Origin of the sequence: Cellulophaga algicola DSM 14237 (assembly GCF_000186265.1) — a bacterium.
GTDB classification, from domain to species: Bacteria; Bacteroidota; Bacteroidia; order Flavobacteriales; family Flavobacteriaceae; genus Cellulophaga; species Cellulophaga algicola.
On the sequence record NC_014934.1, the window covers coordinates 3,816,702 to 3,842,263 of the forward strand.

Annotated in this window: 32 protein-coding genes and 1 tRNA gene; 7 read left to right on the forward strand and 26 right to left on the reverse strand. The window is 32.6% G+C overall.

The window, feature by feature from the left end:
- Positions 1–213: 213 nt before the first annotated feature.
- The 8 genes from CELAL_RS16600 to xerA all read right to left on the reverse strand — a co-directional run bounded on the left by CELAL_RS16600 (position 214) and on the right by xerA (position 5,668).
- Positions 214–684: a hypothetical protein gene (locus CELAL_RS16600; protein WP_013552007.1), complete on the reverse strand. Its 471-nt coding sequence runs from the start codon at positions 682–684 to the stop codon at positions 214–216.
- 230 nt (positions 685–914) lie between these two features.
- Positions 915–1,541 (reverse strand): hypothetical protein, encoded by a 627-nt coding sequence (locus CELAL_RS16605; protein WP_013552044.1) that lies wholly within the window; start codon positions 1,539–1,541, stop codon positions 915–917.
- Between the two features lie 154 nt (positions 1,542–1,695).
- Entirely contained in the window at positions 1,696–1,920 is a 225-nt protein-coding gene (locus CELAL_RS16610; RefSeq protein WP_013552045.1) for a hypothetical protein, read from the reverse strand.
- Entirely contained in the window at positions 1,920–2,279 is a 360-nt protein-coding gene (locus CELAL_RS16615) for a PDDEXK family nuclease (RefSeq protein WP_013552046.1), read from the reverse strand. Before CELAL_RS16615 ends, CELAL_RS16610 begins: the two co-directional genes overlap by 1 nt.
- Before the next feature lie 225 nt (positions 2,280–2,504).
- Positions 2,505–3,050, reverse strand: coding sequence for a hypothetical protein (locus CELAL_RS16620; protein WP_013552047.1), 546 nt, complete (start codon positions 3,048–3,050; stop codon positions 2,505–2,507).
- A gap of 7 nt (positions 3,051–3,057) precedes the next feature.
- Positions 3,058–3,564 (reverse strand): hypothetical protein, encoded by a 507-nt coding sequence (locus CELAL_RS16625; protein ID WP_013552048.1) that lies wholly within the window; start codon positions 3,562–3,564, stop codon positions 3,058–3,060.
- A gap of 181 nt (positions 3,565–3,745) precedes the next feature.
- Complete coding sequence (locus tag CELAL_RS16630; RefSeq protein WP_013552049.1) at positions 3,746–4,471, reverse strand: hypothetical protein; 726 nt, start codon at positions 4,469–4,471, stop codon at positions 3,746–3,748.
- 69 nt (positions 4,472–4,540) lie between these two features.
- A complete protein-coding gene (gene xerA, locus CELAL_RS16635) occupies positions 4,541–5,668 on the reverse strand; it encodes a site-specific tyrosine recombinase/integron integrase (RefSeq protein WP_013552050.1) in 1,128 nt (375 codons plus the stop codon).
- A gap of 85 nt (positions 5,669–5,753) precedes the next feature.
- Between xerA and CELAL_RS16640 the strand changes: the two genes are divergently transcribed.
- The gene (locus tag CELAL_RS16640; RefSeq protein ID WP_013552051.1) at positions 5,754–6,134 is read left to right on the forward strand and encodes a hypothetical protein; all 381 of its coding nucleotides are present in this window, start codon (positions 5,754–5,756) and stop codon (positions 6,132–6,134) included.
- Positions 6,135–6,362: 228 nt separating this feature from the next.
- Here CELAL_RS16640 and CELAL_RS16645 read toward each other — a convergent pair.
- Positions 6,363–6,439, reverse strand: a tRNA-Met gene (locus tag CELAL_RS16645).
- Between the two features lie 137 nt (positions 6,440–6,576).
- On the opposite strand from CELAL_RS16645, the gene CELAL_RS16650 reads away from it, so the two are divergent.
- Together CELAL_RS16650 and CELAL_RS16655 are read left to right on the forward strand one after the other, a co-directional pair.
- Positions 6,577–6,960: an START-like domain-containing protein gene (locus CELAL_RS16650; protein ID WP_013552052.1), complete on the forward strand. Its 384-nt coding sequence runs from the start codon at positions 6,577–6,579 to the stop codon at positions 6,958–6,960.
- Positions 6,961–7,015: 55 nt separating this feature from the next.
- Complete coding sequence (locus CELAL_RS16655; protein ID WP_013552053.1) at positions 7,016–7,861, forward strand: aminotransferase class IV; 846 nt, start codon at positions 7,016–7,018, stop codon at positions 7,859–7,861.
- 76 nt (positions 7,862–7,937) lie between these two features.
- Here the strand turns inward: CELAL_RS16655 and CELAL_RS16660 are convergent, their stop codons facing one another.
- The 5 genes from CELAL_RS16660 to CELAL_RS16680 all read right to left on the reverse strand — a co-directional run bounded on the left by CELAL_RS16660 (position 7,938) and on the right by CELAL_RS16680 (position 12,446).
- Complete coding sequence (locus CELAL_RS16660) at positions 7,938–8,498, reverse strand: YqgE/AlgH family protein (RefSeq protein WP_013552054.1); 561 nt, start codon at positions 8,496–8,498, stop codon at positions 7,938–7,940.
- A 115-nt stretch (positions 8,499–8,613) separates the two neighbouring features.
- Complete coding sequence (locus CELAL_RS16665) at positions 8,614–8,886, reverse strand: HU family DNA-binding protein (RefSeq protein WP_013552055.1); 273 nt, start codon at positions 8,884–8,886, stop codon at positions 8,614–8,616.
- Between the two features lie 172 nt (positions 8,887–9,058).
- Positions 9,059–10,006, reverse strand: a complete 948-nt coding sequence (gene fmt, locus CELAL_RS16670) for a methionyl-tRNA formyltransferase (protein ID WP_013552056.1) — start codon at positions 10,004–10,006, stop codon at positions 9,059–9,061.
- Complete coding sequence (locus CELAL_RS16675) at positions 10,003–11,904, reverse strand: RecQ family ATP-dependent DNA helicase (protein ID WP_013552057.1); 1,902 nt, start codon at positions 11,902–11,904, stop codon at positions 10,003–10,005. Before CELAL_RS16675 ends, fmt begins: the two co-directional genes overlap by 4 nt.
- On the reverse strand, positions 11,904–12,446 hold the full coding sequence (locus CELAL_RS16680) for an AAA family ATPase (RefSeq protein ID WP_013552058.1): 543 nt from the start codon (positions 12,444–12,446) through the stop codon (positions 11,904–11,906). Before CELAL_RS16680 ends, CELAL_RS16675 begins: the two co-directional genes overlap by 1 nt.
- Positions 12,447–12,636: 190 nt before the next feature.
- Between CELAL_RS16680 and CELAL_RS16685 the strand changes: the two genes are divergently transcribed.
- The 4 genes from CELAL_RS16685 to CELAL_RS16700 all read left to right on the forward strand — a co-directional run bounded on the left by CELAL_RS16685 (position 12,637) and on the right by CELAL_RS16700 (position 15,297).
- Entirely contained in the window at positions 12,637–12,924 is a 288-nt protein-coding gene (locus tag CELAL_RS16685) for a DUF493 family protein (protein ID WP_013552059.1), read from the forward strand.
- A gap of 87 nt (positions 12,925–13,011) precedes the next feature.
- A complete protein-coding gene (locus CELAL_RS16690; RefSeq protein WP_013552060.1) occupies positions 13,012–13,686 on the forward strand; it encodes a DUF4290 domain-containing protein in 675 nt (224 codons plus the stop codon).
- Between the two features lie 16 nt (positions 13,687–13,702).
- A complete protein-coding gene (gene murA, locus CELAL_RS16695; protein WP_013552061.1) occupies positions 13,703–15,013 on the forward strand; it encodes a UDP-N-acetylglucosamine 1-carboxyvinyltransferase in 1,311 nt (436 codons plus the stop codon).
- Positions 15,014–15,108: 95 nt separating this feature from the next.
- Positions 15,109–15,297, forward strand: a complete 189-nt coding sequence (locus tag CELAL_RS16700) for a hypothetical protein (protein ID WP_013552062.1) — start codon at positions 15,109–15,111, stop codon at positions 15,295–15,297.
- Here CELAL_RS16700 and CELAL_RS16705 read toward each other — a convergent pair.
- From CELAL_RS16705 to CELAL_RS16760, 12 genes are all read right to left on the reverse strand, one after another.
- Positions 15,279–15,566, reverse strand: a complete 288-nt coding sequence (locus tag CELAL_RS16705) for a hypothetical protein (RefSeq protein ID WP_013552063.1) — start codon at positions 15,564–15,566, stop codon at positions 15,279–15,281. The two genes, CELAL_RS16700 and CELAL_RS16705, sit on opposite strands and share 19 nt — an antisense overlap.
- A gap of 28 nt (positions 15,567–15,594) precedes the next feature.
- Positions 15,595–16,491: an IS3 family transposase gene (locus CELAL_RS16710; protein WP_245529640.1), complete on the reverse strand. Its 897-nt coding sequence runs from the start codon at positions 16,489–16,491 to the stop codon at positions 15,595–15,597.
- Positions 16,491–16,802, reverse strand: a complete 312-nt coding sequence (locus CELAL_RS16715) for a transposase (protein WP_013552065.1) — start codon at positions 16,800–16,802, stop codon at positions 16,491–16,493. The genes CELAL_RS16710 and CELAL_RS16715 overlap by 1 nt, the downstream gene beginning before the upstream one ends.
- Positions 16,803–16,861: 59 nt before the next feature.
- Positions 16,862–17,176: a hypothetical protein gene (locus tag CELAL_RS16720; protein WP_013552066.1), complete on the reverse strand. Its 315-nt coding sequence runs from the start codon at positions 17,174–17,176 to the stop codon at positions 16,862–16,864.
- A gap of 160 nt (positions 17,177–17,336) precedes the next feature.
- Entirely contained in the window at positions 17,337–19,181 is a 1,845-nt protein-coding gene (locus tag CELAL_RS16725) for a hypothetical protein (RefSeq protein ID WP_013552067.1), read from the reverse strand.
- Between the two features lie 181 nt (positions 19,182–19,362).
- Complete coding sequence (locus tag CELAL_RS16730; RefSeq protein ID WP_013552068.1) at positions 19,363–20,199, reverse strand: peptidylprolyl isomerase; 837 nt, start codon at positions 20,197–20,199, stop codon at positions 19,363–19,365.
- A 311-nt stretch (positions 20,200–20,510) separates the two neighbouring features.
- Positions 20,511–21,404, reverse strand: coding sequence for an IS1595-like element ISCal1 family transposase (locus tag CELAL_RS16735; RefSeq protein ID WP_013549103.1), 894 nt, complete (start codon positions 21,402–21,404; stop codon positions 20,511–20,513).
- A gap of 49 nt (positions 21,405–21,453) precedes the next feature.
- Positions 21,454–22,146: an SDR family oxidoreductase gene (locus CELAL_RS16740; protein ID WP_083807802.1), complete on the reverse strand. Its 693-nt coding sequence runs from the start codon at positions 22,144–22,146 to the stop codon at positions 21,454–21,456.
- A gap of 62 nt (positions 22,147–22,208) precedes the next feature.
- A complete protein-coding gene (locus tag CELAL_RS22735; protein WP_041557782.1) occupies positions 22,209–22,763 on the reverse strand; it encodes a TetR/AcrR family transcriptional regulator in 555 nt (184 codons plus the stop codon).
- A gap of 86 nt (positions 22,764–22,849) precedes the next feature.
- Positions 22,850–23,419 (reverse strand): PAS domain-containing protein, encoded by a 570-nt coding sequence (locus tag CELAL_RS16750; RefSeq protein ID WP_013552070.1) that lies wholly within the window; start codon positions 23,417–23,419, stop codon positions 22,850–22,852.
- Between the two features lie 29 nt (positions 23,420–23,448).
- Positions 23,449–24,555: a DUF695 domain-containing protein gene (locus CELAL_RS16755; RefSeq protein ID WP_013552071.1), complete on the reverse strand. Its 1,107-nt coding sequence runs from the start codon at positions 24,553–24,555 to the stop codon at positions 23,449–23,451.
- Positions 24,556–24,566: 11 nt separating this feature from the next.
- Complete coding sequence (locus CELAL_RS16760) at positions 24,567–25,562, reverse strand: pirin family protein (protein WP_013552072.1); 996 nt, start codon at positions 25,560–25,562, stop codon at positions 24,567–24,569.

The window sequence follows — 25,562 nt, forward strand, 5'->3', positions numbered from 1 at the left end:
TTTATAATTGCAGATAACGTTGCAGCTATGCGTAGTGCGGAGGCAAGGAAACTTTTACTTTCCGTCTATGCACGAAGCTAAAGCTTATTGTTTAGTTTTATTTTTTTGTTTCAAAGCTAAATCCATAAGATTTAGCGACCTTATAAATATACACAAACCTTGCCGTTTAAGCTTTAAAGCCCGCATTACGTATAGGTTGTGTTGTACCACGTTTTATTTTTTTTCAACGCCAATTATTTTACTCAGCTTATTTAGTCCATTTTCGGAAATAATCCGAAATCCAAATTCGATAAAAACAAAACGTAATGCGATTGGAAACATTATTGTCGGAAATATTAATTCTTTTGAGTTTCCAAATCCGTTTATTATTAACGAAATTATAAATCCAATAATTGGGAGTAGGAAGAGTCCAAATAAAACTGTTTTAAAGTTCTTGTTTATTCCAATTTTCAAAACCCCATTTTTATTTTCAAGTTTACCTTTTATCACACAGAAAGCTCCGTAAACTTTTTTGGATAACTTAACTTCAAATTCTGAATCATTTATTTTTCCGATAAAAACTTGCTTATCCCAGTCAGAAACGAATTGCTTTTCCGACAGCGTTTTCTTTTGTAATTCAGATATTGCTATCGAACTATCTTCTGTTAATGTAACCAAATGTATTTTAGTTGGAAAGATTTTCATTCAGGTTACAAGCTTTTCTTAAATGTGGTACAACGGTTGGGCTAAGCGTAGTGCGGAGGCAAGGAAACTTTTCGTTTCCGTCTGCGCACGAAGCTAAAGCTTATTGTTTTTCTTTTTCTTTTTTTGTCCAAAGCTAAATCCATAAGATTTAGCGACTTTATAAATATACACAGACCTTTCGGTTTCGCCCTAAAGTCCGCATTACGTTTAGGCTTTGTTGTAAAACGTTTTTATTTGTCCGTACGGTATTTATTGTACTTCATAATAAGTCCTTCAGCTGCCCTGACCATCATAGGTTCAGCTCGAGTTGTCCAATTAAGGGATCCATCTTTTTCAAGGTCAGAATGTTCTTCTGTGCTTATCGCTTTTCCGTTTGAAGAGGAGATTAAAATTCCGTTCTTCAAATCAAATATTTTGATAAAAACTGCTGAACGATTACTTGTTGAATAACTTAAGTTTTGGTCATTGCTGTAAAAACTACTAGCATTATTTGAGATTATTTGTCCTCTAACATTTATCAAAAAGTCACACTTGGAGTTTTTGTATAATTCCTTTAATTCCGATTGGTCTGGTTCGAATTTTATTTCTGGCTCTACCAATGAGATATTCCTCAATGAGGTTAAGTCGATTAACGAATCTCCAAGTATTTTTCTAAATTCTTCGTAAGATTCCCCGTAAAGTCTTTTGTTATTTTTGGATTCTGAATTAGACGAAACTTCGTTAAAAATCCATTTACCATTACTGAAATCCAAATTCTTTCCAGTATCAAATTCGTAAGCATATTTCCCTCCGACACATGACGAGGCAAGGGTAAGAATTACAATGTAAATTAGGTTTTTATAGTTTCTGTTTCCCATTCTCAAAATGTTTTACAACGTGATGTGTATAGTTAGTTGCGTGGTTAAGCAACTAAATTAGTAAACAAATACGAGCCAGAGAAAATTCCGAAGGAATTTTCCAAGTAGGCAATTGCCAAAGCAATTAATTATACACGTTGTTGGCAAATCGTTTTTATATCAAATATTTTGAATCGTCTCCTAAAATTTTCCTTATTTCTGAATAAGTTTTATTAGTCGTGTTTTCGGAAATGTCAAACTGCTGATAAGTTGAAACATAGCTAAAAACCAATTTACCTTCTAAATCCGAAAGTAATTCAGACGTTATATTTCTAAACTCTTCAAAATGTTCTGGTTTTTCTTCCATCGGTAAAAAACCATTAAAAATCAATTCAGCCATTATTTATAATTTGTACTATTCTTCTTATTCAATTTTTCAAGAACGATATTTGCATTTTTAAATGTATCTGTAAATAATTTTCCGTCTTGAGGTGCGAGGTTCATTTCTACGTAATAAATTACAGCAGATAAATCCATTAGATTGTCCAATTCTAAATCTTCACTAATTCCAGTCAATCGGACTTTAGCATCTTTCGATAAAACTGGTAGGCTTTCATATCGTACGTCAAACATATGTTTTAGAATTTCCGATTTTGTCCAATCTTTTTTTTCGCTCTGTAACTGTCTGAAATTCTTGTAAGTCCATCTAATTACAGAGCCTACAGAACCTTTTCTTTGTAAAATATCAAATATTCCCATTATCTTAATTCAAATGTTTGCCAACGTTAAATATATGGCAAGTAGGGCAGAAACCAGGTGATTATTTTCGGTTAAGCCACAAGCCAAATCTTTTTATTTTGTTTTAATTTTTCTTCTTTAATACCAAATAAAAAGATTTGGCGACTTAGTAAATAGACACAGATCTTTCGGTTAAGCACTAATCGCCCAATTTGCTATATATCGTGTTGTACAACGTTTTCTTGTTTACTTAATTACTTTTTTTTCTATTCCAGATGAATCTTTTACCGTTTCAATTTTTTTATTAGTCAGTTGTAATTTAATTATTGAATTAGTCGCTTTAAGTACTGTGTTTTCTTTATTCAACTCGCTATTTATATTTTCTAATTTCGAAATATTGTGAGTTATTATGATACTATAAATGGCAAGAAATAACGTGGATAATCCGAGTATTGAACTTAATATAATTCCATTTTTGCTATATCTGTTTAACTCGTTTTGTTCAACAAGATTAACTCCTTTTGGTTTTATTTTTATAATAGCAGAAACATCTTCTCTTGCTACTTTTATTCCAGCCTCGACTATAATCCATATTCCACGTTTACTTTGAATTTCTACATATTCTTCTAAACTTAAAAACTTTAAGAAGTCTTTCATTTTTCTTCTTTCTCTCAAATCAGATTCTTCTGGAAAGTTATCTAACAAGAAGGATTTAATTTCGACGAATCCAAAAAAATTACTCTTTTCTATTAGAAATTTCAGTAGTTCAATATGTAGAAGTTTGCTTTTCATTTAAATGTTATATCCTCGTTATTTCATCTACTTCTAAGAGTAATAGAAAGTTTTTTTTAGAAGTGTATTTTTTGTTGTCAATATCTTTCAATTCTGCTCTTATTTTATATCTTCCTTTGTCTCTATTCTCAATTTTACTAATTCCGATTGCTGCATCTAGAAGAACACCAAACCTATAACTTTGACCTGGATTAATTGGGTTTTCAAATTTTTGTTTTCCAATCCAGTCAAGTTCATATTGAATTTTATGTCCGTTTAATAGTATGATAATTGAATTTTTGTCAATTGCAATAGTTTTTGCACCTTGATTAATAATATCAAGTACTATAACTCTGCTTTCTTTCATTCCATTTTCATCAGAATTAAATTCATTGTCTTTATCTAATTCCTCAAGACTTTGACAATACAAATCAATTGATAGTTTTTTTCTTCTTTCAATTCTCGTAAGAATAAAAGTGACTAACGCTAGAACAAAGCCAAAAACTCCTAATATTTCAGTTAATTTTATATTCAAAATTCAGGTTATTAATTCAATTTAGTTGGTTTTTTCTAATGTTGTACAACGTTGTTGTATATGGTTTGTTGCGTGGTTTAAGCAACTAATTTAGTAAATAATTACCGACCAAGAAAGTCCGCGAGGACTTTCGTAAGTAGGCGAGAAGCCAGCAATAAATTATATACGGTGTTAGGCTTTGTTATTTTATTCTAACTATAAATTTCATAAATGAACTTGCCATTTCAATTGTGATTTCAATTTCATTTTCATTCACATCGTCATTATGTTTCACATAAGTATTTTGATATTTCGAAAAGTAATCGATAAGTTTTAAAAACATATTATTCAATTCTTTCGAGCCATTTCTTTCGTTAATATACTTTCCTAATTCGGCAATTTGATTTTCCAACGATTTATTATTCTCAAGCACATTTTTGAGTAACGTTTCCAATGAAAGTCTTAAATCGTCCAATAAATTCCTTTGATGAATTCCATTTGAATGTTTCTCCAAACATTCATTATAGAGTTTTAAGGCATCTGGATATTCAGAAAGCCAATGTTGAGTTTCTTCAATTAAAGATTCATTAATTTCCTCTTTTGCATTTCCTTCTCCTAATGCTCCATATCTTGATATTAGTTTAATTCTCAAATCTTTTACTCCAGCGTTATTTTCAAAATGCGGAAGTTCGGAAAGTTCTTTTATTATTTTAAACTGTTGAGATGGATTAAATACTTTTAAATTCTCACGTAATGCAGTTCTTTTATTTGGTAATTCAGAAGGAAATGGATATTCAGGAAATGGAATATCAACTTCAAAATCGATTGCATATGCTGAACAATATTCAGCAATTCGACTTCCAGAAAGTCCTTCGTGAGTTTCTGCAAGTGTATCAGATGCGTAATTTATAAATGTTGCTGGTATCATTCTATATGTTCGTTTTTAATAAAGCCTAACAATTGGATATACGTTATTGCGTATATCCGTACTATGTGCCTAAGATAGTAAATCTTTTATTTCCATAAATGATCTATTGGCTACATGCGTGTAAATTTCAGTCGTTTTCGTGGAACTATGTCCTAATAAGAGCTGAATGTGTCTAATATCAGTACCATTTTCCAAGAGGTGTGTTGCAAAACTATGCCGTAACATATGAGGCGTAACTCTTTTTAAGATACCAGCTCTTAGGGCAGCACTAGAAATTAAATTAAGTACACTTGTAGGACTATACTTGCCTCCGCTTTGCCCTTCAAATAGGAATTTTTTTGGGCGGTACTCTTTGTAGTATTCCTGTAGATCCTTTAATATACTTGGACTCAACAAAGAGATTCGATCTTTATTACCTTTTGCATTTTTAATTTTCACCACCATTCTTTTACTGTCTATATCCGTAATATTCAAGTTTAATAACTCCGCTCTTCTAAGTCCCGCAGAATACAGTAAACCTATAATACATCTGTGTTTTAGGGTATTCGTATTGTTCATAATTAGTACAATCTCATCTTTAGATATAACTTCGGGCAGTTGTCTTTCTTTTCTAGGCCTTTCAATAGCATAGAACCTATTTGGCATTCCGTGGACTATTTCATAAAAGAATTTTATACTATTAACGGCCATATTTATATAAGAATTAGACTTCCCTTCCTGTATTAGCTTTTGTAGATATTTTCTAACGTCTATTTCATTAAGCGCAATAGGATCAATAGTGTAATAATAATTTATGAACCCTTCAAAGCAAGAGACATAGTTGCGTACAGTGTTGTCAGCGTATCTTTTTAACTCTAGTTTTAATAAGTATTCTTCAGGGCAATATTTAAAGCCATCTTTAGGTTTTCTACTTCTATACCGTTCTAAATTAAGGATGGGATTATTTGCATTAATAATTTTTTCAGAAAAGAAGAAGTTACCATTTACCCAGGCTACACCTTGGAAAGTACAATATATTAATTCTAAATTGGAGGTAGTATTAGGCACATAAAACATCGCAAACTCTTTGCTCCAAGATACTTCAGGTAGCGTATCTATAAGCGCTTGTATAACCTTATTCGTGCTAAATTGAATACCAATAAACTTCTTTTGATTAATAAGGAGATGTTTTAATGTTATGCTTTTGTGTAATTCCATTTTTTTATACTAAACTAATTGATATAAAGTACTTAGTGGTTTGTTAATCGGATAATATGCGTATATTATACTTTTAAATTATGGAATGAAACAACATAAAAAATGTGTGTATTGCGATGAAAAACTGGTAGGAAGATCAGATAAAAAATTCTGCGATGCACAATGTAAGAGTGCATACCAATACCAACAAACAAAACTACAGCCACAACGCTTTTATACTAAAGTAGATAATCAGCTAAAGCTAAACCGTAAAATATTAAAAGAATACAATAGAGGGGGTAAAGTAACCGTAAGGGAAGCTTTATTAGTCGATAAAGGATTTGATCCTAATTTTTTTACACATTATTGGAAAAATCAAAAAGGAGAAGTCTATTTGTTTGTGTATGAATTTGGTTTCTTGAAAATAAAAGAAAGGAATAATGAAAAATATGTTTTAGTACTTTGGCAAGAATATATGTCAAAATGATATAACAAAGGGCACCGTATAAAACTTGAAAATTAAAAAAAAGCATAAAATTGCACCGTTTTTAAATCTTATTTATTTTATGCAAAGGCAATAAGATATTTAAAATCATCGAGGATTTATAGATTTGTTTCCTGAAATTTAGGTAGTAAGGTACGTAGTGCTATTTTAGAAACACTATAAATGAAGCATAAAAAAAACGGTTTAGAATAATCTAAACCGTTTGTTTACTGGTAGCGAGAACGAGAGTTGAACTCGTGACCTCCGGGTTATGAATCCGACGCTCTAACCAACTGAGCTACCTCGCCATGTTTTTTTTAACGGCTGCAAATATATGCTTTAATTTCCTACCTATCAAAATAAATTTCGAAAAAAATATTCTGCTACTTTTAATTTTTTTATCTTATATAAATATATATATTGCCCAACGAAAATACTATTTAGAATGAGTGATAAAGTAAAATTTGAAATTGAGTTCGTGATACAATCGTCACCTCAATTATTATATACCTATATTTCAACGCCTTCAGGATTATCTGAATGGTTCGCAGACAACGTTAATTCAAGAGGAGAAAAATTCTTTTTCATTTGGGATGAGTCCGAAGAAGAAGCAAAGTTGTTGAAAAGAAAAAATGAGGAATTTGTTAAATTTAGATGGACAGCCGAAGAGGACGATAGTTTTTTCGAAATGAAAATTATAGTAGACGAAATTACCTCTGATGTTTCTCTATTCATTACAGATTTTGCTGAAGAAGATGAAATTGAAGAATCTAAAATGCTTTGGACCAACCAAGTATCTAGTTTAAAACAAGTTTTAGGCTCTGCTTAAGGCTATTTTAACATAAAACAATATCTTTGACCTTGAATTTTTTCAAGGTTTTTTTATGCTCAATTATAACGGAAAATTAATTCCGACAACATCACACTTTATCAACCAAGAAAATAGAGGGCTCCGCTATGGCGATTCTCTTTTTGAAACAATCAGGGTTGTAAATAGTAAAATCTATTTCTGGGAAGATCATTATTTAAGGCTAATGGCTTCTATGCGAATTCTACGTATGGAAATACCGATGAGTTTTACCATGGAATATCTTGAAAATCAAATTCTAGATACCATTACTCAGAATGCCTTAGAAAATGCTGCAGTACGCATTCGTTTTACCGTTTTTAGGAACGAAGGAGGCTTATATGCTCCTAAGACCAATGAAATTTCTTATATCATTGAAGCTAAAAAACTAGAAAACACCTTTTTTGTTATTGATGAATCTCCCTATGAAGTAGAACTTTTTAAAGACTTCTATGTAAATCCAGACATGCTTTCTACGCTAAAAACAAATAATAAAATACTAAATGTAGTTGGGAGTATTTTTGCGAAAGAAAATGGATACCAGAATTGCTTGCTTTTAAACAACCAAAAAATGGTAGTAGAAGCATTAAACGGTAATTTATTTCTTGTTTCTGGGAAAACAATTAAAACACCTCCAAAAAGCGAAGGGTGCTTAAACGGCATTCTACGTAAAAAGCTTATTGATATTTTAGGAAAACTAGAAGACTATACCTTTGAAGAAGCTTCAATTTCTCCTTTTGAACTTCAAAAAGCAGATGAATTATTTATCACAAATGCCATTGTCGGAATTCAACCAATTACAAAATACCGTAAAAAGATTTTTGCAAATACGGTAGCTAAAAACTTAATAGGAAAACTAAATGCAGCAGCGCGTTTAGGCTAGTCTCAAAGAATACGGAGTAGCATTAATTTCTTCAAATAGATGTGAAGGAATTTTTATATACAGTTAAACTTCGTATTTAGTTTAAGCTAGGGTTCTCTGGAGTGTTAGACCACAAGAGGTAATCTCCGCCCAAAGTAAGCATATTCTCTTTCCAGAAGGCTCCAGGGGCTTTCTGAATGATGCTGCTTTCATACTTGTTAGGCAATATTGCCCAAGATTTTGAAGACAACTCTTGGTCTAATTGTAAGGAAGACCATCCTGTATACCCTAAGAAAAACCTAATATCTTCTTCAGATATGGCATTGGTATTAATAAGACCTACAATGCACTCAAAATCTCCTCCCCAATAGATACCATCAGATATTTCTATACTGTTGGCTATAAGTTCTGGTACTTTGTGTATAAAATATAAATTGTCTTGCTCTACTGGTCCTCCATTAAATACTTTAAAGGGTACTTCTATTTCAGTAACTAAATCACTAATAGAGTAATCCAAAGGTTTATTTAAAATAAAGCCAACAGACCCATCTTCGCCGTGTTCGGCGAGTAAAACAACAGATCTACTAAAGGAAACATCACCAGCCAACGCTGGTTCTGCAATTAAGAGCTTACCTTTTTCAGGTTGAAGATGTATCATATAGTCGTGGTTCGTTGTTCTAATGTAAGATTTTTTTTAGTTTCTTACAAAATGTAGTATAAAAAAAAAAGCACTTCTTAAAAAGAAGTGCTTTAATTATAGTACTAAAGTATTTTTAGTTTACTGCTTTCGCTAATTCAGCACCAGCTTTAAACTTAACAACGTTTTTAGCAGCGATTTTGATAGTTGCTCCAGTTTGTGGATTTCTACCATCTCTAGCTTCTCTTTTAGATACAGACCAAGATCCGAAACCTACTAAAGAAACTCTATCACCTTTTTTAAGAGAACCTTCAACATTTCCTAAAAAAGACTCTAAAGCTTTCTTTGCAGCTGCTTTCGTGATACCAGCATCTGCTGCCATTGCATCGATTAATTCTGTTTTGTTCATAATTTTAATAATTAATTGTTGTTAAAATTTCTATACCCTAACAAATTTATAAGTAAAAGTGGTTAACGCAAGTAAAACAAGGGGAAATCAGTGTTTTTGTTAATAACTCTAACAGTTTGTTGATAAAGTAGGCTATTTTTTACACTTCATCGAGACTAGTGATAGCAAGGGTTTAGCCCACATATGCTTTTTCATCCAGTTTTAAGCCATTTAGTACCTCATGTGTTTTCATTTTTCTTTTCCCTGGTAACTGTATTTCTAAGAGCGCAACAAAACCACCAGCTACCGCAATTTTCATCGTCTTTTTATCAAAAACAATCGTTTTAAGTTTTAGATGGTGTGGCTCCTTTAGTATAACAGCGTCGTATATTTTTAGAAATAATTCGTCATCACCAGTATATAAGGTAGTCCATGCTGCTGGATACGGACTAAGACCTCTAATGTGATTGTATATTTTATCAATAGTTGTATCCCAATTAATCTCACAAGTGTCCTTATGTATTTTATACGCTACTTTTTCAATAGGAGTAGTGGGTTGTTTTTTAGGACTTATAGTATCAGCCTCAATTGCTTTCACTGTCTCCACAACTACACCTGCGCCCAGGCTCATTAGTTTATCATGCAAACTTCCTGCGTTGTCTTCAGGAGTAATAGCAATTTCTTGTTGTAATAGTATTTCTCCTGTATCGATTTTATTATCTATAAAAAAAGTGGTCACTCCTGTTTTTGTTTCGCCATTAATAACAGCCCAATTAATAGGCGCTGCACCACGGTAATCGGGTAGGAGAGAGGCGTGCAGGTTAAATGTGCCTAATGCCGGTATTTCCCAGACTACTTTTGGTAACATTCTAAAAGCAACTATAATTTGCAAGTTTGGTTTTAAGCTTTTCAATTCGTCAAGAAATTCCTCACTCTTTAAATTGGTAGGCTGCATTACCTTTAGGTTATGTTCAACAGCATATTTTTTTACAGCAGATTCGTTTAGTTTTCTACCACGACCTGCAGGTTTATCTGGAGCAGTAATTACACCCACTATATCGTATGAATTTTGCACTAAGGTATCTAGTATCCCTACTGCAAAATCTGGGGTTCCCATAAAGACAATTCTTAGTTTACTCATGTTTTTGCTATTTTGTATTCGTTTATTTCGTTTATTTCAATAATTTCATCCTCTAAAAGCGCTTGTAAGGCATTAAAAATTGCGGTCTCTTTGTACAATACGGTTTTAATGATTTCTCTTGAGGTTTTAGGTTTTATATGCAATTGCATTAAAATAGCTTCTTTAGCCAATGCAATAATTTCTGCAGCAATTGGGGGCGTTTTTAAACAGACATCACAATGGCCGCAGGCTTTTTTTGTTTCTCCAAAGTAAGCCAATAATTGTTGACTTCTACAAACTTTATCATTTTTTAAATACTGAAGAACAGCTGCTATATTTTTAGTTTTCTGTGCCGTTAGTAATTCTACTTTTTTAGCAAAAAGATTAATCGTTCTATCATCTTCCCGTGGTACAAGAAACAATACTTCTATATCATTATGCTGTGCAGTATAAGTAATGATTTCATCTTTTTTTAATTGTTCCAATACTTTTACGACTTCTCGTTCGCTGATGCCCGATTTTTTGGCAATGGTATACGTATTTATCTTGGTGTCGTATTCAAAAATACCTCCGTAGGTTCTAAGAATAATTTGAATCACAGGAGCTATTTTACCATACCTATCGATATAATCAAAAATATGATTTTTAGGAGCGATAAATCGGATGCTTGTTTTCTTTGAGAACGATTCTGATAATGCGATAACCGAATTCTGATCTAGAATACGCAAAGCATTATACGTAAGAAAAGGACTCAAAGAATAGGTAGCACAAAAAGCATTGAAATTTAATTGATACGTTTCTGTAGTACTTTCTCCAAAAGAAATCTGAAAATAATTATTTAGCTTATTGTAAAGCGTTTTTAAATAGGGAACCGTTGGCAAGCCACTTAAAAACTGCCTTTTAACCTGTGTCTCATCAGCCTTATTAATAAGTACTGTAGCGGTAGCAGGGGTGCCATTTCTACCACCTCTACCAGCTTCTTGAAAATAATTTTCTATGCTATCTGGAATTTGATAATGTATAATGGTGCTAACATCTGGCTTATCAATCCCCATTCCAAAAGCATTAGTAGCGACCATGACTTGTACTTTGTCTTCTAACCACAATTTTAACCGCTCTCCTTTAATTTCTTTAGAAAGTCCGCCATGATAAAAAGTAGCACTTATCTTTTCTGCAACTAAATAATTGGCTAATTCATTGGTTAATTTTCTAGTACGCACATAGACAATACCGCTTTGGGTACTGCTGCGTAGTATTTCTTTTAATTGGTAATTCTTGTCCTCATCCCAGCGTACGTTAAACGCTATATTATCTCTAGCAAATGATGTTTTTTTTATTAACGGATTATTTAGGTGTAGATTTTCTACAATATCTTTAGCTACTATAGGGGTAGCTGTTGCCGTTAACGCAATCATAGGAGCTTCTGGTGCTAAGTCTCTTAAGATACTGCACGTAAGATAGGAAGGTCTAAAGTCATTACCCCATTGAGAGATGCAGTGTGCTTCATCTATGGCAATAAGGTTTACATTCATTTCTTGAATGCGATCTTTAACTAAATCTTGTTGTAGCCGCTCAGGAGAAAGGTATAAAAATTTATAATTACCATAAAGACAATTATCTAAGAGGTCTACAACTTCATTTTGAGAGATACCTCCCGTTAAAGCAATTGCCTTAATATTTTTACTTTTAAGGGTGTCAACTTGATTTTTTATTAAGGCGATTAAGGGCGAAACCACAATGCAAATTCCGTCATTTACTAACGCAGGAACTTGAAAGCAAAGAGATTTACCACCGCCTGTGGGTAGCAAAGCTAATACATCTTTTTTGTCTAAAATTGAAGAAATAATTTCTTCTTGAGATTCTTTAAACTCAGAAAAACCCCAATACTTTTTTAAAATGTCTTTTGGGCTTATCTGCACTACTTCAAATTTAATTGATCTAGAATAAATGCTATTCGTTCCTCTACAGACACTTTAGGTACTTCAATAACGCTATAACCAAAGCTTTTGTAGGCTTCTTCTAAAGCATCATGAATCTGCAGGGCCTCCTCAAAATTCTCAAAGCGTTCATTATCAGAAGTGTGTATTTCTTTCCATGGAGGAAGTAGAAATATAGCATCATATTTGTGCGCTGCACAGATTTCAGAGAATGTTTTTGGGTATGCTGTGCCAAAGCAATCTAAATACGCAACAACATCTGGTAATCCTCTATCAAAAAATACTAAAGGATCTGTAAGAGATTCAGAGTCTTTAAATTGTGAACGCCTGCCTTCTAATATACGCTGACTAAACAATAAAGGATCTGTTAAGAATAACTGTTCAATGCCTTCTTCACGCGCTTGTAAGGTTATTTCTCTAGAAATTTCATGGAAGCATTTGAAACCAGCTTTTTCAATTCCGTTTACCACAGAAGTCTTTCCTGTACTTGGTCCGCCTGCAATTACAATTTTCTTTGTGCTCAATACTTTTTTTTTAGAAGCACAAAAGTAATGAAATGATGTAGTATTGCCACATCAGGTAAAAATGTTTCCTTTTAAGTGGGTTTGTAGCTATGATTTTATTTGAAAGAATCACGAACAGAATAGGGTCAATTGCCTACCGAACAATTTAATTAATCGAAAAAATCAGATTATCTTTGTAAAAAGACTTTTTATGGATTTAGATAAAGAAAAAGAGTTTTACGATACGCTTAAAGAGCGTCTTGAAAAAACAAGTACCTTTCCTACTACGTATTTGTATAAATTTATAGTACCTACCGAAGGAACAGGAGTAAAAGAAATTGAAAGTGCATTTGATGATACCAATGCTATAGTGATTAATAAGCTATCTAAAAACGGAAAGTTTACAAGTGTTTCTATTAGTTTACCCTTAGATTCTGCCGATGCTATTATAGCTTATTATAAAAAGGTTGCTACTGTAGAAGGTTTAATATCTTTATAATTTTAGCATATCTAACAGAATTTTGTTATTTTGCGTGCTTTAAGAGCATACTTTCCTCTTTATAATTATTAAGAAAAATTTTTCAATTTGAATTTAGCCAACAACGAAGTATTCAATCTAGAGTACAACACGGAGCGTCCACAGCTTATTATTCCTGAATACGGGCGTCATTTTCAGAAAATGGTAGACTATGCGATGAGCATAGAAAATGATGAGGAACGAAATAAAGTTGCACAATCTATTATAAGTGTGATGGGTAATTTACAACCTCATTTTAGAGATGTTCCAGATTTTCAACATAAATTATGGGATCAGCTTTTTATAATGTCTGACTTTAAGCTGAAAGTAGATTCACCATACCCTATTACTACAAAAGAAATGCTTTTGGAACGCCCGGAGCCTTTAGAATATCCTCAAAATTATCCTAAATATCGTTTTTACGGAAACAATATAAAGCAAATGATTGATGTGGCTATGTCTTGGGAAAAAGGAGATAAGCGTGATGGTCTTGAGTATGCCATTGCTAACCACATGAAAAAATGTTACCTAAACTGGAATAAAGATACGGTAGACGATAAGATTATTTTTAAGCATTTACATGAGTTGAGTGATGGTGAGATAGATTTAGCGGTAGAAGGAGAACACCTTACAGATAGCGGACAATTCTTGAAAAATAGACCCGCAAAACAAAACTCAAATCGTTCGAACAACAAGAAGAGTACCAATAATAGAAATACTAATCGCGGTAAAAAACGCTATTAATACTAGTTTACATTAAATGGGAACATTTAAAATAGAAGGCGGTCATCAACTTCATGGTGAAATTACACCACAAGGTGCAAAAAATGAAGCACTACAAATACTATGTGCAGTATTATTAACAGCAGAACCTGTTACTATTCATAATATCCCAGATATTATTGATGTTAATAAACTGATTGCTTTATTAGAAGATTTGGGAGTAAAAATCCAGAAAAAAGGAAAAGGATCTTACAGCTTTGTAGCTGATGATGTTAATCTAGACTACTTACAATCAGACCAATTTAAACAAGACGGACGCGGCTTACGTGGATCTATCATGTTAGTTGGACCTTTATTAGCGCGTTTTGGTAAAGGATATATTCCTAAACCAGGAGGAGATAAGATAGGAAGAAGAAGATTAGATACACACTTTGAAGGTTTTATAAATCTAGGTGCTAAGTTTAGGTATAATAAAGAAGAGCATTTTTACGGGGTAGAAGCTAAAAAACTAAAAGGTACTTACATGCTTTTAGATGAAGCCTCTGTTACCGGTACTGCTAATATTGTTATGGCAGCGGTTCTTGCAGAAGGTACCACTACTATTTACAATGCAGCATGTGAGCCTTATTTACAGCAACTTTGTAAGATGTTGAACCGTATGGGGGCTAAAATTAGCGGCGTAGGTTCTAATCTACTTATAATAGAAGGGGTAGATAGTTTAGGAGGAACAGAACATACGATGCTGCCAGATATGATTGAGATTGGTAGTTGGATAGGTCTTGCAGCGATGACTAGAAGTGAACTTACAATTAAAAATGTAAGTTGGGATGATTTAGGGCAAATACCTAGCGTGTTCCGTAAATTAGGAATTACTATTGAACGTAAAGATGATGATATCTTTATACCAGCACATACGAACGGTTACGAGATACAAAATTATATTGATGGTTCTATTTTAACTATCGCAGATGCTCCATGGCCTGGTTTAACGCCAGATTTATTGAGTATTATTTTGGTAGTAGCTACTCAAGCAAAAGGGGAGGTTTTAATCCACCAGAAAATGTTTGAAAGTAGATTATTCTTCGTAGATAAATTGTTAGATATGGGGGCCAAGGTTATTCTTTGCGATCCGCATAGAGCTACCGTTATAGGGCACAATTTTGAGTCTACCTTGAAAGCAACAACAATGGTATCTCCAGATATTAGAGCAGGAGTTTCTTTATTAATCGCTGCCTTATCTGCAAAAGGTACATCTACCATACATAATATAGAACAAATAGATAGAGGATACGAGAATATAGACGAGCGTTTACGTGCTATTGGCGCAAAAATTACGCGAGTGTCTTAATTAGTTAAACCTATAAATTATATAAAACCGCAACGTGAAAGCTTTGCGGTTTTTTTAGGTCTTGTTTTTACAAACGCTTTCTAATATGATTGAAGATGCCTCTAAGAATAAGGATGAGTATTTGCATCGCAATTATCGCTACAAAAGCAACACCAAACCCTACTATAAACATAAGTCCGCTTATCACAATCCAACCAGAAGCTAAAAAAGCTATAAAAATTCCTATGACAGCAAGTATGGCTACCGTAATTGCAAAAGGAGTCACTCATTTGTCTTCCGAATAGGTATAATTCGTAGTTTTTAATAAATACCCTTTTTTTCCTAAGCGGTTATCTACTTCAATAAATAAACTGTTGTTAGTTTCTGCGTCATTGGTTACGTAGAATTCACTTTCTTTAGTGAATATTAATGGAATAACAGTAATAATATCTGCATTGTATTCTAGTTCTAATTGTGCCGTTTTTTTCTTATCAGAATCATCTACAGTCTTCATTTCGACAGTAGCTACAGTACATTGTTCTTTGTTGAGGGTGTTTTGACCCCTATAAAACAAGAGTAATCTTTTAAATTTCGATTATTGCTTAAGCTGTTAATTTTTTCATTAGAATGAGGTGTTCATCAGCGTCCCATTTTTCCATTGGTGTAATACGTCCTAAGAGCCCATGTAACCTAGTATTATTGTAAAAAGTCACATACCTTTTTAAGATTTGTTCAATTTGCCCAAAACATGTGTAATCCACTCTTTTAAAAATTTCTTTTTTTAGTATTCCATGATAGGCTTCTATATGCGCATTTTCTTCTGGTGTGGCTATATGTGTAAATTCTTGCTGAACTCCAATTAGTCCAAGATATTCACGTACATTATTAGCAATAAACTGACTACCGTTATCACTTCTAATAACAACGTTATCAGGGTGTTGATATTCTTCAAACAACTCTGATAAAAATGCTATCACCTTATCCTGTTTAATAGAAAAAGAAAAATAGTCTTTTAATATTCTACGAGTATGTACGTCTATGATGGATAATAAATAAGCGTTTTTACCCACACTAGGAATCCATACCATCTTTATATCCATCTCTAGACATTCCATTGGTCTTGAGGTGTTTACTTTCCTGAATTTTACAAATTTACGTCCAGAACCACTCCTGTTTATCCGATTCTCTAGTTTTAGCATTCCCTGTTCTTTCATAATTCTGTAGAGCTTTTTATGATTAATCAGGTATGCTTCTTTTTTTAAGTAAGAAGTCATTAACCGGTAACCACAATCTATAAATTCATGACTTAAAATCTCTTTTATAGAAGCAATAACAGCGTCTTGATTCACCCAGCCCTTAGATTTATGATAGGTGAGTTTACTAGGAGTATTACCTTTTTTACCAAAACTTGGAGTACGGTAATAGCTACTATGAACCATCCCTACCATATTAATTATGTTGGTTTTACTAATTTTATGCTTGCTATAAATAGCATTCACTAAATCTTTCTTGGATCGGACGTTCCAAACTTTTTTTTTAAAAGTTCTCGTTGTACTTCTAATTCAATTTCTTTATTGCTCAGAAGTTTACGTAGTATTCTATTTTCTTCTTCTGCCTGTTTATGTTCTTTACTTTTAGTGTCATAGGTGACTTTTAAGCCTGCTTCTCCTTGGCTCTCATGTTTCTTCTTCCAACTATAAAAAGTACCTGTACTAACTCCGTATTTACGACAGGCTTCTACGATGCCTATATCTTCTGAACTAGAGAGAATTTCTAACTTCTGATCTAAGGTCCATTTCTTGTATTTCATATCTCAAATATATTAAGTTTGAAATTTAAAAGAGCACTCCGAACTTATTAGGGGCTAAACTAGAGGGTGCCTCTTTGGTGAAAAAGAGTATCTAATCCTGGAGTGTGTTTAGATTTAAATTCATAATTAAAACCTGTAGATATTTCATCATTTAAGCTAGCAAAACTGCAACGAAAAAAGGTGTCACTATCTTTTTTTAGATATCCAACTTTATCTTTTTCAAGATAAATTTCCATCCAATTCTGTTGGTTTCTTCTTTTTTCACGGTTGAATAGAATAAGTTCGTCGGGTGCTAATTCTTTTATAATTCTAGATTTAGATTCATGTTTGGCATAAACCTTTACAGGTTTTAAAATTCGTAGAAATTTGTCCATGACGTTGGTGTTGATAAGGTTGGTTTGAGAACGCTATCCTTGGTAACGTATGGAAAATAGGTTTGATTATTTGCACAAACGCTTATTTTACTTTTTTTCGATGAAAGGCAAATATATTTTATAAAGAAATTTTATAAAAAGGTTATATTTTTTAATGCTTTTATTTACTTAAAGCTTTCAGAATTCTTTCTTCATTTATTACAATGTCTCTAAATAACACATGTGGAAATTCTTTAAATTTGGATGCTTTAAAAGATTCAAATATTTTTGATAGTGTTGTAGCAGTTAGTAAAGACAAATTCATTTCAGTGTCCATTTCACAATCATATATAAAATCGTCACTAAAGTCTGGTGCAACTAGTAATATTTTGACAATCCTTAAGTCATTTTTGAGTGCTAAATTTTGATAAGATTTTAGTTGTCTTGAAACAGCGCTAAATTTATTGTACCCCTTTTCTTTAATAGTTTTACATTCAATAATGATAATTTCATTATTGCCAAGGTTTATAAGAATATCCATCATATCTTTTTGGGTATTTAATTGATTTTTAAATTTATCATCAACATCAAAGCCCAAGCCTTTAAAGATTACTTTAGTTAGTTCTTCAAACTTTAAACCTAATTCACTTTCCTTAATCGATATTCCGTTTTCTTTTAATAAATTTAAGTTCCTAAAACCAACGTTTTCATAATTCTCTAGATATAAATTTTCAACATCTTTATAATGATCAAGAATATTCAGAATATCATCTCCTCTTTGTTTAATTTCGTTATTCTTGATAAATTTGGATAAATCTGTTTTACTTATCAAATCTAGAATATCCCTGGGTTTAATGTTATAGTCTAAAAGGAAATTAGCATTAAGAACATATTCATCTTGTAGTTCAAATTGTTCTTTAAGTTCTTTATTAAGTTTTGGTAAATCTTTATTTAATTCAGTAAGCATTTTGTCAAATCCATCTAAAGAAATGCCAACTTTTTCATCTTTTTCGACATGATCAAAGTGTTCAATCAAACTGGTGATTTTGTCATCGAGAGTACTCCCTTTTAAATTTTGAATATTTAATCCTTTTTCACATAGCTCATTTAGAGTTTTTTTCTTTTCAGTTAAATTTGAACCCTCTTTGTAAATGTCATTTGACAGTAAACTAGTAAAGGAAATACCTTCCTTAATAATTTCCTCAATCTTTTCACCATTGGTTAATTTTCTATCAATATTATAATTCTTTGAAATTTGATTTACTATTGGCTCTCTTAGTAATTTTAACGTACGTCTGTAGAATTTTTCAGCAATTTCTTTTCCCCTAACAGCTCTTAGTAGCTTGACCATTTCATCAGCAACGTAAATTGTGTTTTCCTTTTTTGAAAAGAAAACAACACCTAAATTTTTTAAATCATTTATAACATCTAGAATATCAATTTTTTTGATAGGTAATATCGAATAGTTTATCAATTTTACATCTTCTTGGGATAAATTCAATTGTTTTGATAATGTTAAAATAATTGATAATTCATCAGAAGTAATTTTTGCTTCACGGTTATTGGCAATATCATTTTTATAGGCTGTTGATAAACAGTTTTTATAGATTTTATAGTCCCTTTTTCTTGACTCACTTAATTCAGATTTGTCATTTTCTAATTCTGTATTGAGAACTTTAATTTTGACCTTTAGTTTTTTAATTTCAGTCTCGTATAATCTTGAAAACCAATCTTGTTTCATTACGCAATTACCATCTCTAATTATAATATCAATTAAAATATCTAATTGGGAATTTGCTTCCTGAAATTCACACTTTAAATGGTCTGTAAATTCGGATGCTATTAAGTGAAATATTTTTGAAATATTTTGGTTGTCTGCAGATTTCAATCCTTTATTAGAAGAACTTAATATCTTTTCAATTTCTTTTCCATTTTTTGGATTTTGTGAAATAATATTATCTATTATTTTGATGAAAGAATTTTTTTCAAGGGCACCAAGCTTATCTAATATTTTTTCTAATTTCATTTTAGTAGTTTTAGTATAGTAGTATTTATTCAAATTTATTATGAAAAAATGAAACCATAGTGTGGAAAACCGCAATAACCAAAAAAATTAATGCTTTAAATATTAGGAGCTTATTACTAATTCAATGAATTAAGACATTATTAAAAGTTAGAAAGAGACAACAGATGTTTATAATTCATACTTACTCTACTAAACGCATAGTTATAATACGGACATCCTCAGTGGGCCTGTCAAATTCTCCAATGTCAGTAGTGGCAATAGAATCTATAATAGGCAAGCCTTCAATAACTTCCCCAAAAACAGTATAATTCTGATCTAAATGAGGTACACCCCCTAGTGTTTTATAAACTGTGCGCTGATCTTCAGGAATAGTATAGGCTTTGAATTCCTCAGAATGTGCAGCCCAGTTAGTAATGCTATCTTTATATAGCATGTATTTTGTGTTATTTCCGCTAGCGCTATGATGCTGTAATGAATCTAAAAGATAGCTGTGTGCACGGTCTGTTCTAATATAATGTTCTGCTAACCACCCATTTATTCTCTTTTCTGCAATAGTTAATAGGCTATCATTATATATTTTTCCTTGAACAATATAGAATTGCATTCCACTAGAGGCGCGTTCAGGGTTACCATCACGGGCAGCAGCTAAAACCCCTTTTTTATGAAAAAGATGAGGCAAAATTTCTGCTTTCACACGATAAGGAACATCACCTTCTCCTAAAGTGTCATTAGCCTTTGCACTTCTGCTTTCAGGATCTCCTGCCTGAATCATAAAATTAGAGATAACTCTATGAAATAGAAGACTATCATAGGCCTTGTGCTGTACTAGATTAATAAAGTTATCACGATGAAGTGGTGTATCATTATAAAGCGCTATAACCATAGTTCCTTTATTCGTAACTAGTTCTATACGTTGTCTTTTTTCTGAGGGAGTCTCGGTATCCTTTTGTTTTTCTTGGCAACTATAAATAAAGATGCATGCAAATAGGAGGGAAGAAAATGTTGAAAATAATTTCATCAGGATTATTTTAGGATAGAGAGCATCTAAGATAATCAAATATTAGTACGTAACGCCCTTTAAAGACTTCACTAAGTAAGCTGTTTTAAAAGGCGTGTTTTTAGTGGTAAATGAGGGTATTACAAGAACGAACTTTTTACGTAATGTAATAACTTGGTGCCATCAGAATCTAGATTTGTTTTTAAAGCTGTAAATTCTTCTGCCCATTCAGAAGTTCTAATACGCAAAGGAGGGTTCTCATTGCTAGCAACTTCTAGAAGAACCTTAGCTACTTCTTCTGGAGTTTGATATAAATTTATAGAGGTCAGTAGTTAATTACTTATTAATTCAGCTTGATTGATTTTATCATTATTGACCATTTTAACAATAAGATTATTGAATATTGTAGCTTTACTTTGAGATCTGTTTATTCTAAAACAAAATTCATTGAAATATCTATTTAAATTATTGTCACTAACCCAAGAATAAGTTGTTCTTATCCAAGATTTAACCTGATGTATCATTGTATGAAGCGCTTTAAAATTTAACCCTCCATTACTTTCTATTTGTGTGATGTCGTAAGCCTTTGCAATAGGACTATAGCCTCTCCATTTATCTGTAGTAATCTTTGCGTTTCGGCTGATATGGTTGACAAAAATATATTGTAAGGATTGTGCTGAAAAATCATCTATTTTCATAGCATACATTCTTTTTACCTTTCCATCTTCTGTAAGCTGAACAGCTGTAACCGCCTTCTTTTTCTTAGCATTGTAGCTTCTGCCAACTTTTGTTTCTTCTCTGCCCCCTAAAACAAATTCATCTACATGAACAACTCCGTCCATAGGATTATTCCCACTCGAAGACATAGCTTCTCTGACCTTAAGCATAAAAAGTCTAGCTGTTTTTTCTGTTACTCCGTAACGTACTCCCATATAACTTGCAGATAAGCTTTTCGTGCTTGTAGCCATCTCAAAACAAATAAAAAATGCTTTGCGAACACCAAACTTTACCTTGTGAAATAATGTATCTGCTGTTGCGGATTCTGTATGTCTACAAATATTACATTGCCTAGAGAAATCAGCACGTGTTTGACAGGCTATATGATTGCATCTAGAACATTTAAAAGGGGTTTTAGACTTAATATTTGTTAAATATTCTTTGCAATCATTGTCCGTTTTGAAGCAATCAGAGAACTCTAGAAGATTTTGACCCTTGAAAATATCCATAATTTAATATATTTACTGAGTATCAAGATACGAAGTTAGCTACTGACCTCTATAAATTTAATTTACTTTCATTCCCTCTTTTTTGAATACCAGCCATGTATCTTTCAAAAATTGGGGCATATTCTCCTGTGGCAAGTTGACCGTCAATGGTTGTTTTAGATATGGCCGACTTCATAAATTCGGTAGCAATTCCACCAGGTTCAACACAGGTGATTTTTATATGAAACGGATCAGAAATATAAGTGGCTAAAGCTTCCATATACCCTTCTACGGCAAATTTAGCGCCACAGTACAGTTCATTAAAAGGTTGCCCTACTAAACCACCTACAGAGGTAACGTTTATGATTTGCCCTGATTTTTGTTTACGCATATGGGGTAAAACTGCTTTGGTACATAAGACCACTCCTGTATAATTAACATTGGTCACCCAATCTATTTCATCCTCTGTGGCTTCTTCGGTAGTTTTTGCGAAGCCAGCGCCTGCGTTATTAATAAGCATATCAATCTTTCCATCCTGGGAAATTATTTTCGCTACAGCTGCTGTAATTGAGTCATTCTTAGTAACATCTAAGGGGAGTAGTTCAATAGCTAAGCTTTCAGCCTTAATGTAGGTTTCAAGTTCGGTTGCTTTTGATAAATTCCGCATTGTAGCGTACACTTTGTAGCCATTTCTTGCAAATAAAAGAGCAGTTTGTAAACCTACACCTGTAGAAGTTCCTGTGATTAAAACATTTTTTTTCATAATAAATAATTTTTAATTTTGAATTGGAGCGAACAATCATTCCAAATTAATAATAAATTTTTTTAGTTCTTAATGGAGTCCCACGCCATTGTTAATTGATTTTGGTAGGCTTGACGGACATCCTTTCGGTCTTCCTTAAAATACCAACGTAAGTAGGAGCCTATAGATCCACCTATAAATTGAAGCAGCTCTTCTGTAGGAATATTTTTAACGATGAGTGCTTCTTTTCCTTTATCAAGTAAGTTGGTGACAGGTTCAATAGCTTTATACCCTACAAGTTTACTCTCAGGCGTAATTATTGGTGATGCCTGTAATTGTTCCATAAAACTAAAATAACTTGAGTTATCGATAAAGAAATCTATTATGGCCGAATAATAAGCCTCAAATTGTAGCCTTAGGGGCTGCTCGGAGCTGAGCGACAGGAAAATGGTTTCTTCTTTCTGCTTTATAGCCACATATATTTCATTGATTAAGGCATCTTTGTCTGGGAAATAATTATAGATAGTTCCCATTCCAGTACCAGCCTCTTTTGCAATTGCAGAGACAGGGGTGTTATGAATCCCCTTTACAATTAAAAGCTTTAAAGCTGCCGTTATGATTTGTTCTTTCTTACTCACACAGCAAAGATATATAATTTGGAATGAATATTCCAAATTATAAGTAAGCGAATTTTTAAATTATATAAAGTAGTCCATGTACCTGCTTATACTACCTGTCGTTCTAAAGCCAAATAATGGGTGGTTTCTGCGGTATATAAAGGAATTATTTTTATTTCACATTTATATGCAGACTTATCTTTCCGGTAATTGGTAATAATGTCAGTAAACGGTTTATCTGCTTTTATCTTCGCATTAATACGAGATTTTACGGCTTGAGTCGTTTCTTCACCTTGCAAGAAAGCTGGTGTTTGGTCTATTGCGAATTTTTTAGAATACCCAGTCATATCAGAAAAACCATCACTAACCCAAACGATCTTCTTTTTTAAATCGGTAATGACAAGTGCTTCAAATTCTTGATTTTCGAAAAGAGATGAAATATCATTTTTCCAATGTAATTTTTTAGCAATTTTTTCAAACTCTCTTACAGCAGTTTCCTTTTTAGATTGTATGGACAGATTGTAAAAATTATTAATATGCATATCCCAGCTTAGTAGCGGTGCCATAGCTCCTTTTTTTGCAGGTTTTATCCGGGGTGCAATCTTTTTATTTTCTTCTTCAGTTAATGACGAAAGATAAATATCTAAACACATCATTTGATCCATTTCTTTTTTCATTTCCTTTTTTTTTGTTTTGCTATTTTATGCTAAAGATACTTATTATAGGTTTGCCAATATTTATCTTTATAAACTTCAAAATCGAAACTTATGATTTCTTTATTTTCTCTTTGCATTTTATCGAAAACTTTAGCTGGTTTTCTAAAGTCTAAACAAGAAAAATAAATCTCTCTCGTGGAATCTGCCGTTTCTCTACCGATATTCACATAGCCATCAGAATCTTTTAATTCTAGCATGATAGTATCTTCCAAGGTGTTCAATAACTCATACGTCTTATCATCAGGCATTCCATTATTACTATCTCCATCAAACTTAAATGTAGCAATGGCAATCCAAGGATGAGAAGCCTTAGCATTCCATTGCAATATATCTGTATTGACAATGGCAATAATAGGGAGTCCGTTTTTTAAGGTACCGTTAAAACTTGAATAATTATCTTTTTCGGTATGGTGCCGTATACCTTCATATTTCTCTATAAATTCTTTTTCTCGCCATATTAAAAAATCTTTTAATTTCTCTAAAGGGATAATTTCTTTCTCAGCGTTCTTTGTATTCTTAAAATTTATATGATCTATAGTGGTCACACAATTTAATTCTCCCAAATAATTATCTAATAGGAGGTAAGCGCCATGTGAAATTTCTGATTCATTTTCACTAGTATATTCTTGATGTAGAATAGTGATTTCTATCTGGTCTGGCATTTCAGGATTTTCATTAGCATAGAAACTCATGGTCTCTTCACTAAATGTATATCCATTCATTTTAATTCCGAAAGTACTAGATGCACTGGGTTGTTTTAATGCTGTAATTTTCCAATTCTCAATAACAGGAGCAGCAGCCACTAAGTCTTCTATAAAAGGAATGTTTCTTAAATTTCCGTCAGCTGTCAGAATTAATTCTGCTGTATTGTCATCATACATACCAGCTAAATACCAAAAAGTACTTTCCTTTAATTCATTTAATTTTGGGCCTAGAATATCAAAAAAGTTCTTTTCGATTGCATCACCTTTTTTAACAACCTTAAAAAATTCTTTTTCATGCTTTTGAAACCAGGCCCAAAATTCTTGGTACCTAAGGTCAGCTGTGGCTGTAGTAACGACTTCCTTTTTATTAAATAAAGATTTTAAAAAACTCATAAATACTTGTTCTATTTTTCTACTATATTTCCATCCGGATATTTTGCAAATCTACCTTTAGATTTATCGTGAACATTTGCAGCATCTGGCCAAGGCCATCCTCCAAATTGTGTTCTTTGGTATTCTTCCATGGCTTCTTGTATTTCTTCGTCAGAATTCATAACAAAAGGGCCATATTTAGCAATAGGTTCGTCAATAGGTTTTCCTTGTAACATAAGAAAATGTGCATTTTTCCCACGTACTTTTATTTCAAGCGACTCTAGAGCATCAACACTAATTCCATGGTTAGGAGTAAGCGTTCTTCCTTCAATTTCTACCGTATCACCTTCATAAAAATACAACATTCTAGGAATATCGTTTTTTGCCTTTGGTAAAATATAGGTACTTTCTGCGGCTACTTGTATATTCCAAATAGCAACATCATTAGCCCTGTCTGCAGCCCATGAGTTTGGTGCGGGATCTAAAGCTTCGAGTGTATTGTAGCTTCCTGCAATTACTTTTACAGTACTTGTTTCTGTTTTTAGGATTGGTATTTCTTCATGCCAAAGCATAGCAAAATGAGGTGCTGCAAATTTGTTTTTTTGTGGTAAATTAAGCCAGATTTGAAACATTTCTAGCGGATTTTCTTTATCGGTGCTCAGTAGCGGAAACATCTCTGAATGTTGTACGCCACTACCAGCTGTCATCCATTGTACATCTCCCATTCCAAAACGACCCGCAGCTCCTAAAGAGTCTGAATGATCACAAAAACCTTTATTTACAATGGTTATAGTTTCAAAACCTCGATGCGGATGTGCAGGAAAACCAGGAACCTTTTTTCCATGATACATGCGCCAACCATCTTTTAAGGTAAAATCATTACCTAAGGTTCTGCCTTCTAAAGATGCTTTTGGTCCTAGTTCCTCATTTCCTTCAGGATAATGATCGGAATGATACACACAGAATAAAAAAGGATCTTGTGTTTGCCAAGGGAAGCCCAGTGGGAAAATAGATTTTATTTTGCTCAT

Bases quoted from the DNA above. Each gene is read 5' to 3' on its own strand.
- CELAL_RS16600 (WP_013552007.1), bottom strand. From the start codon at position 684: ATGAAAATCTTTCCAACTAAAATACATTTGGTTACATTAACAGAAGAT.
- CELAL_RS16605 (WP_013552044.1), bottom strand. From the start codon at position 1,541: ATGGGAAACAGAAACTATAAAAACCTAATTTACATTGTAATTCTTACC.
- CELAL_RS16610 (WP_013552045.1), bottom strand. From the start codon at position 1,920: ATGGCTGAATTGATTTTTAATGGTTTTTTACCGATGGAAGAAAAACCA.
- CELAL_RS16615 (WP_013552046.1), bottom strand. From the start codon at position 2,279: ATGGGAATATTTGATATTTTACAAAGAAAAGGTTCTGTAGGCTCTGTA.
- CELAL_RS16620 (WP_013552047.1), bottom strand. From the start codon at position 3,050: ATGAAAAGCAAACTTCTACATATTGAACTACTGAAATTTCTAATAGAA.
- CELAL_RS16630 (WP_013552049.1), bottom strand. From the start codon at position 4,471: ATGATACCAGCAACATTTATAAATTACGCATCTGATACACTTGCAGAA.
- xerA (WP_013552050.1), bottom strand. From the start codon at position 5,668: ATGGAATTACACAAAAGCATAACATTAAAACATCTCCTTATTAATCAA.
- CELAL_RS16640 (WP_013552051.1), top strand. From the start codon at position 5,754: ATGAAACAACATAAAAAATGTGTGTATTGCGATGAAAAACTGGTAGGA.
- CELAL_RS16650 (WP_013552052.1), top strand. From the start codon at position 6,577: ATGAGTGATAAAGTAAAATTTGAAATTGAGTTCGTGATACAATCGTCA.
- CELAL_RS16655 (WP_013552053.1), top strand. From the start codon at position 7,016: ATGCTCAATTATAACGGAAAATTAATTCCGACAACATCACACTTTATC.
- CELAL_RS16660 (WP_013552054.1), bottom strand. From the start codon at position 8,498: ATGATACATCTTCAACCTGAAAAAGGTAAGCTCTTAATTGCAGAACCA.
- CELAL_RS16665 (WP_013552055.1), bottom strand. From the start codon at position 8,886: ATGAACAAAACAGAATTAATCGATGCAATGGCAGCAGATGCTGGTATC.
- fmt (WP_013552056.1), bottom strand. From the start codon at position 10,006: ATGAGTAAACTAAGAATTGTCTTTATGGGAACCCCAGATTTTGCAGTA.
- CELAL_RS16685 (WP_013552059.1), top strand. From the start codon at position 12,637: ATGGATTTAGATAAAGAAAAAGAGTTTTACGATACGCTTAAAGAGCGT.
- murA (WP_013552061.1), top strand. From the start codon at position 13,703: ATGGGAACATTTAAAATAGAAGGCGGTCATCAACTTCATGGTGAAATT.
- CELAL_RS16700 (WP_013552062.1), top strand. From the start codon at position 15,109: ATGCCTCTAAGAATAAGGATGAGTATTTGCATCGCAATTATCGCTACA.
- CELAL_RS16715 (WP_013552065.1), bottom strand. From the start codon at position 16,802: ATGAAATACAAGAAATGGACCTTAGATCAGAAGTTAGAAATTCTCTCT.
- CELAL_RS16720 (WP_013552066.1), bottom strand. From the start codon at position 17,176: ATGGACAAATTTCTACGAATTTTAAAACCTGTAAAGGTTTATGCCAAA.
- CELAL_RS16725 (WP_013552067.1), bottom strand. From the start codon at position 19,181: ATGAAATTAGAAAAAATATTAGATAAGCTTGGTGCCCTTGAAAAAAAT.
- CELAL_RS16730 (WP_013552068.1), bottom strand. From the start codon at position 20,199: ATGAAATTATTTTCAACATTTTCTTCCCTCCTATTTGCATGCATCTTT.
- CELAL_RS16735 (WP_013549103.1), bottom strand. From the start codon at position 21,404: ATGGATATTTTCAAGGGTCAAAATCTTCTAGAGTTCTCTGATTGCTTC.
- CELAL_RS16740 (WP_083807802.1), bottom strand. From the start codon at position 22,146: ATGAAAAAAAATGTTTTAATCACAGGAACTTCTACAGGTGTAGGTTTA.
- CELAL_RS16750 (WP_013552070.1), bottom strand. From the start codon at position 23,419: ATGAAAAAAGAAATGGATCAAATGATGTGTTTAGATATTTATCTTTCG.
- CELAL_RS16755 (WP_013552071.1), bottom strand. From the start codon at position 24,555: ATGAGTTTTTTAAAATCTTTATTTAATAAAAAGGAAGTCGTTACTACA.
- CELAL_RS16760 (WP_013552072.1), bottom strand. From the start codon at position 25,562: ATGAGCAAAATAAAATCTATTTTCCCACTGGGCTTCCCTTGGCAAACA.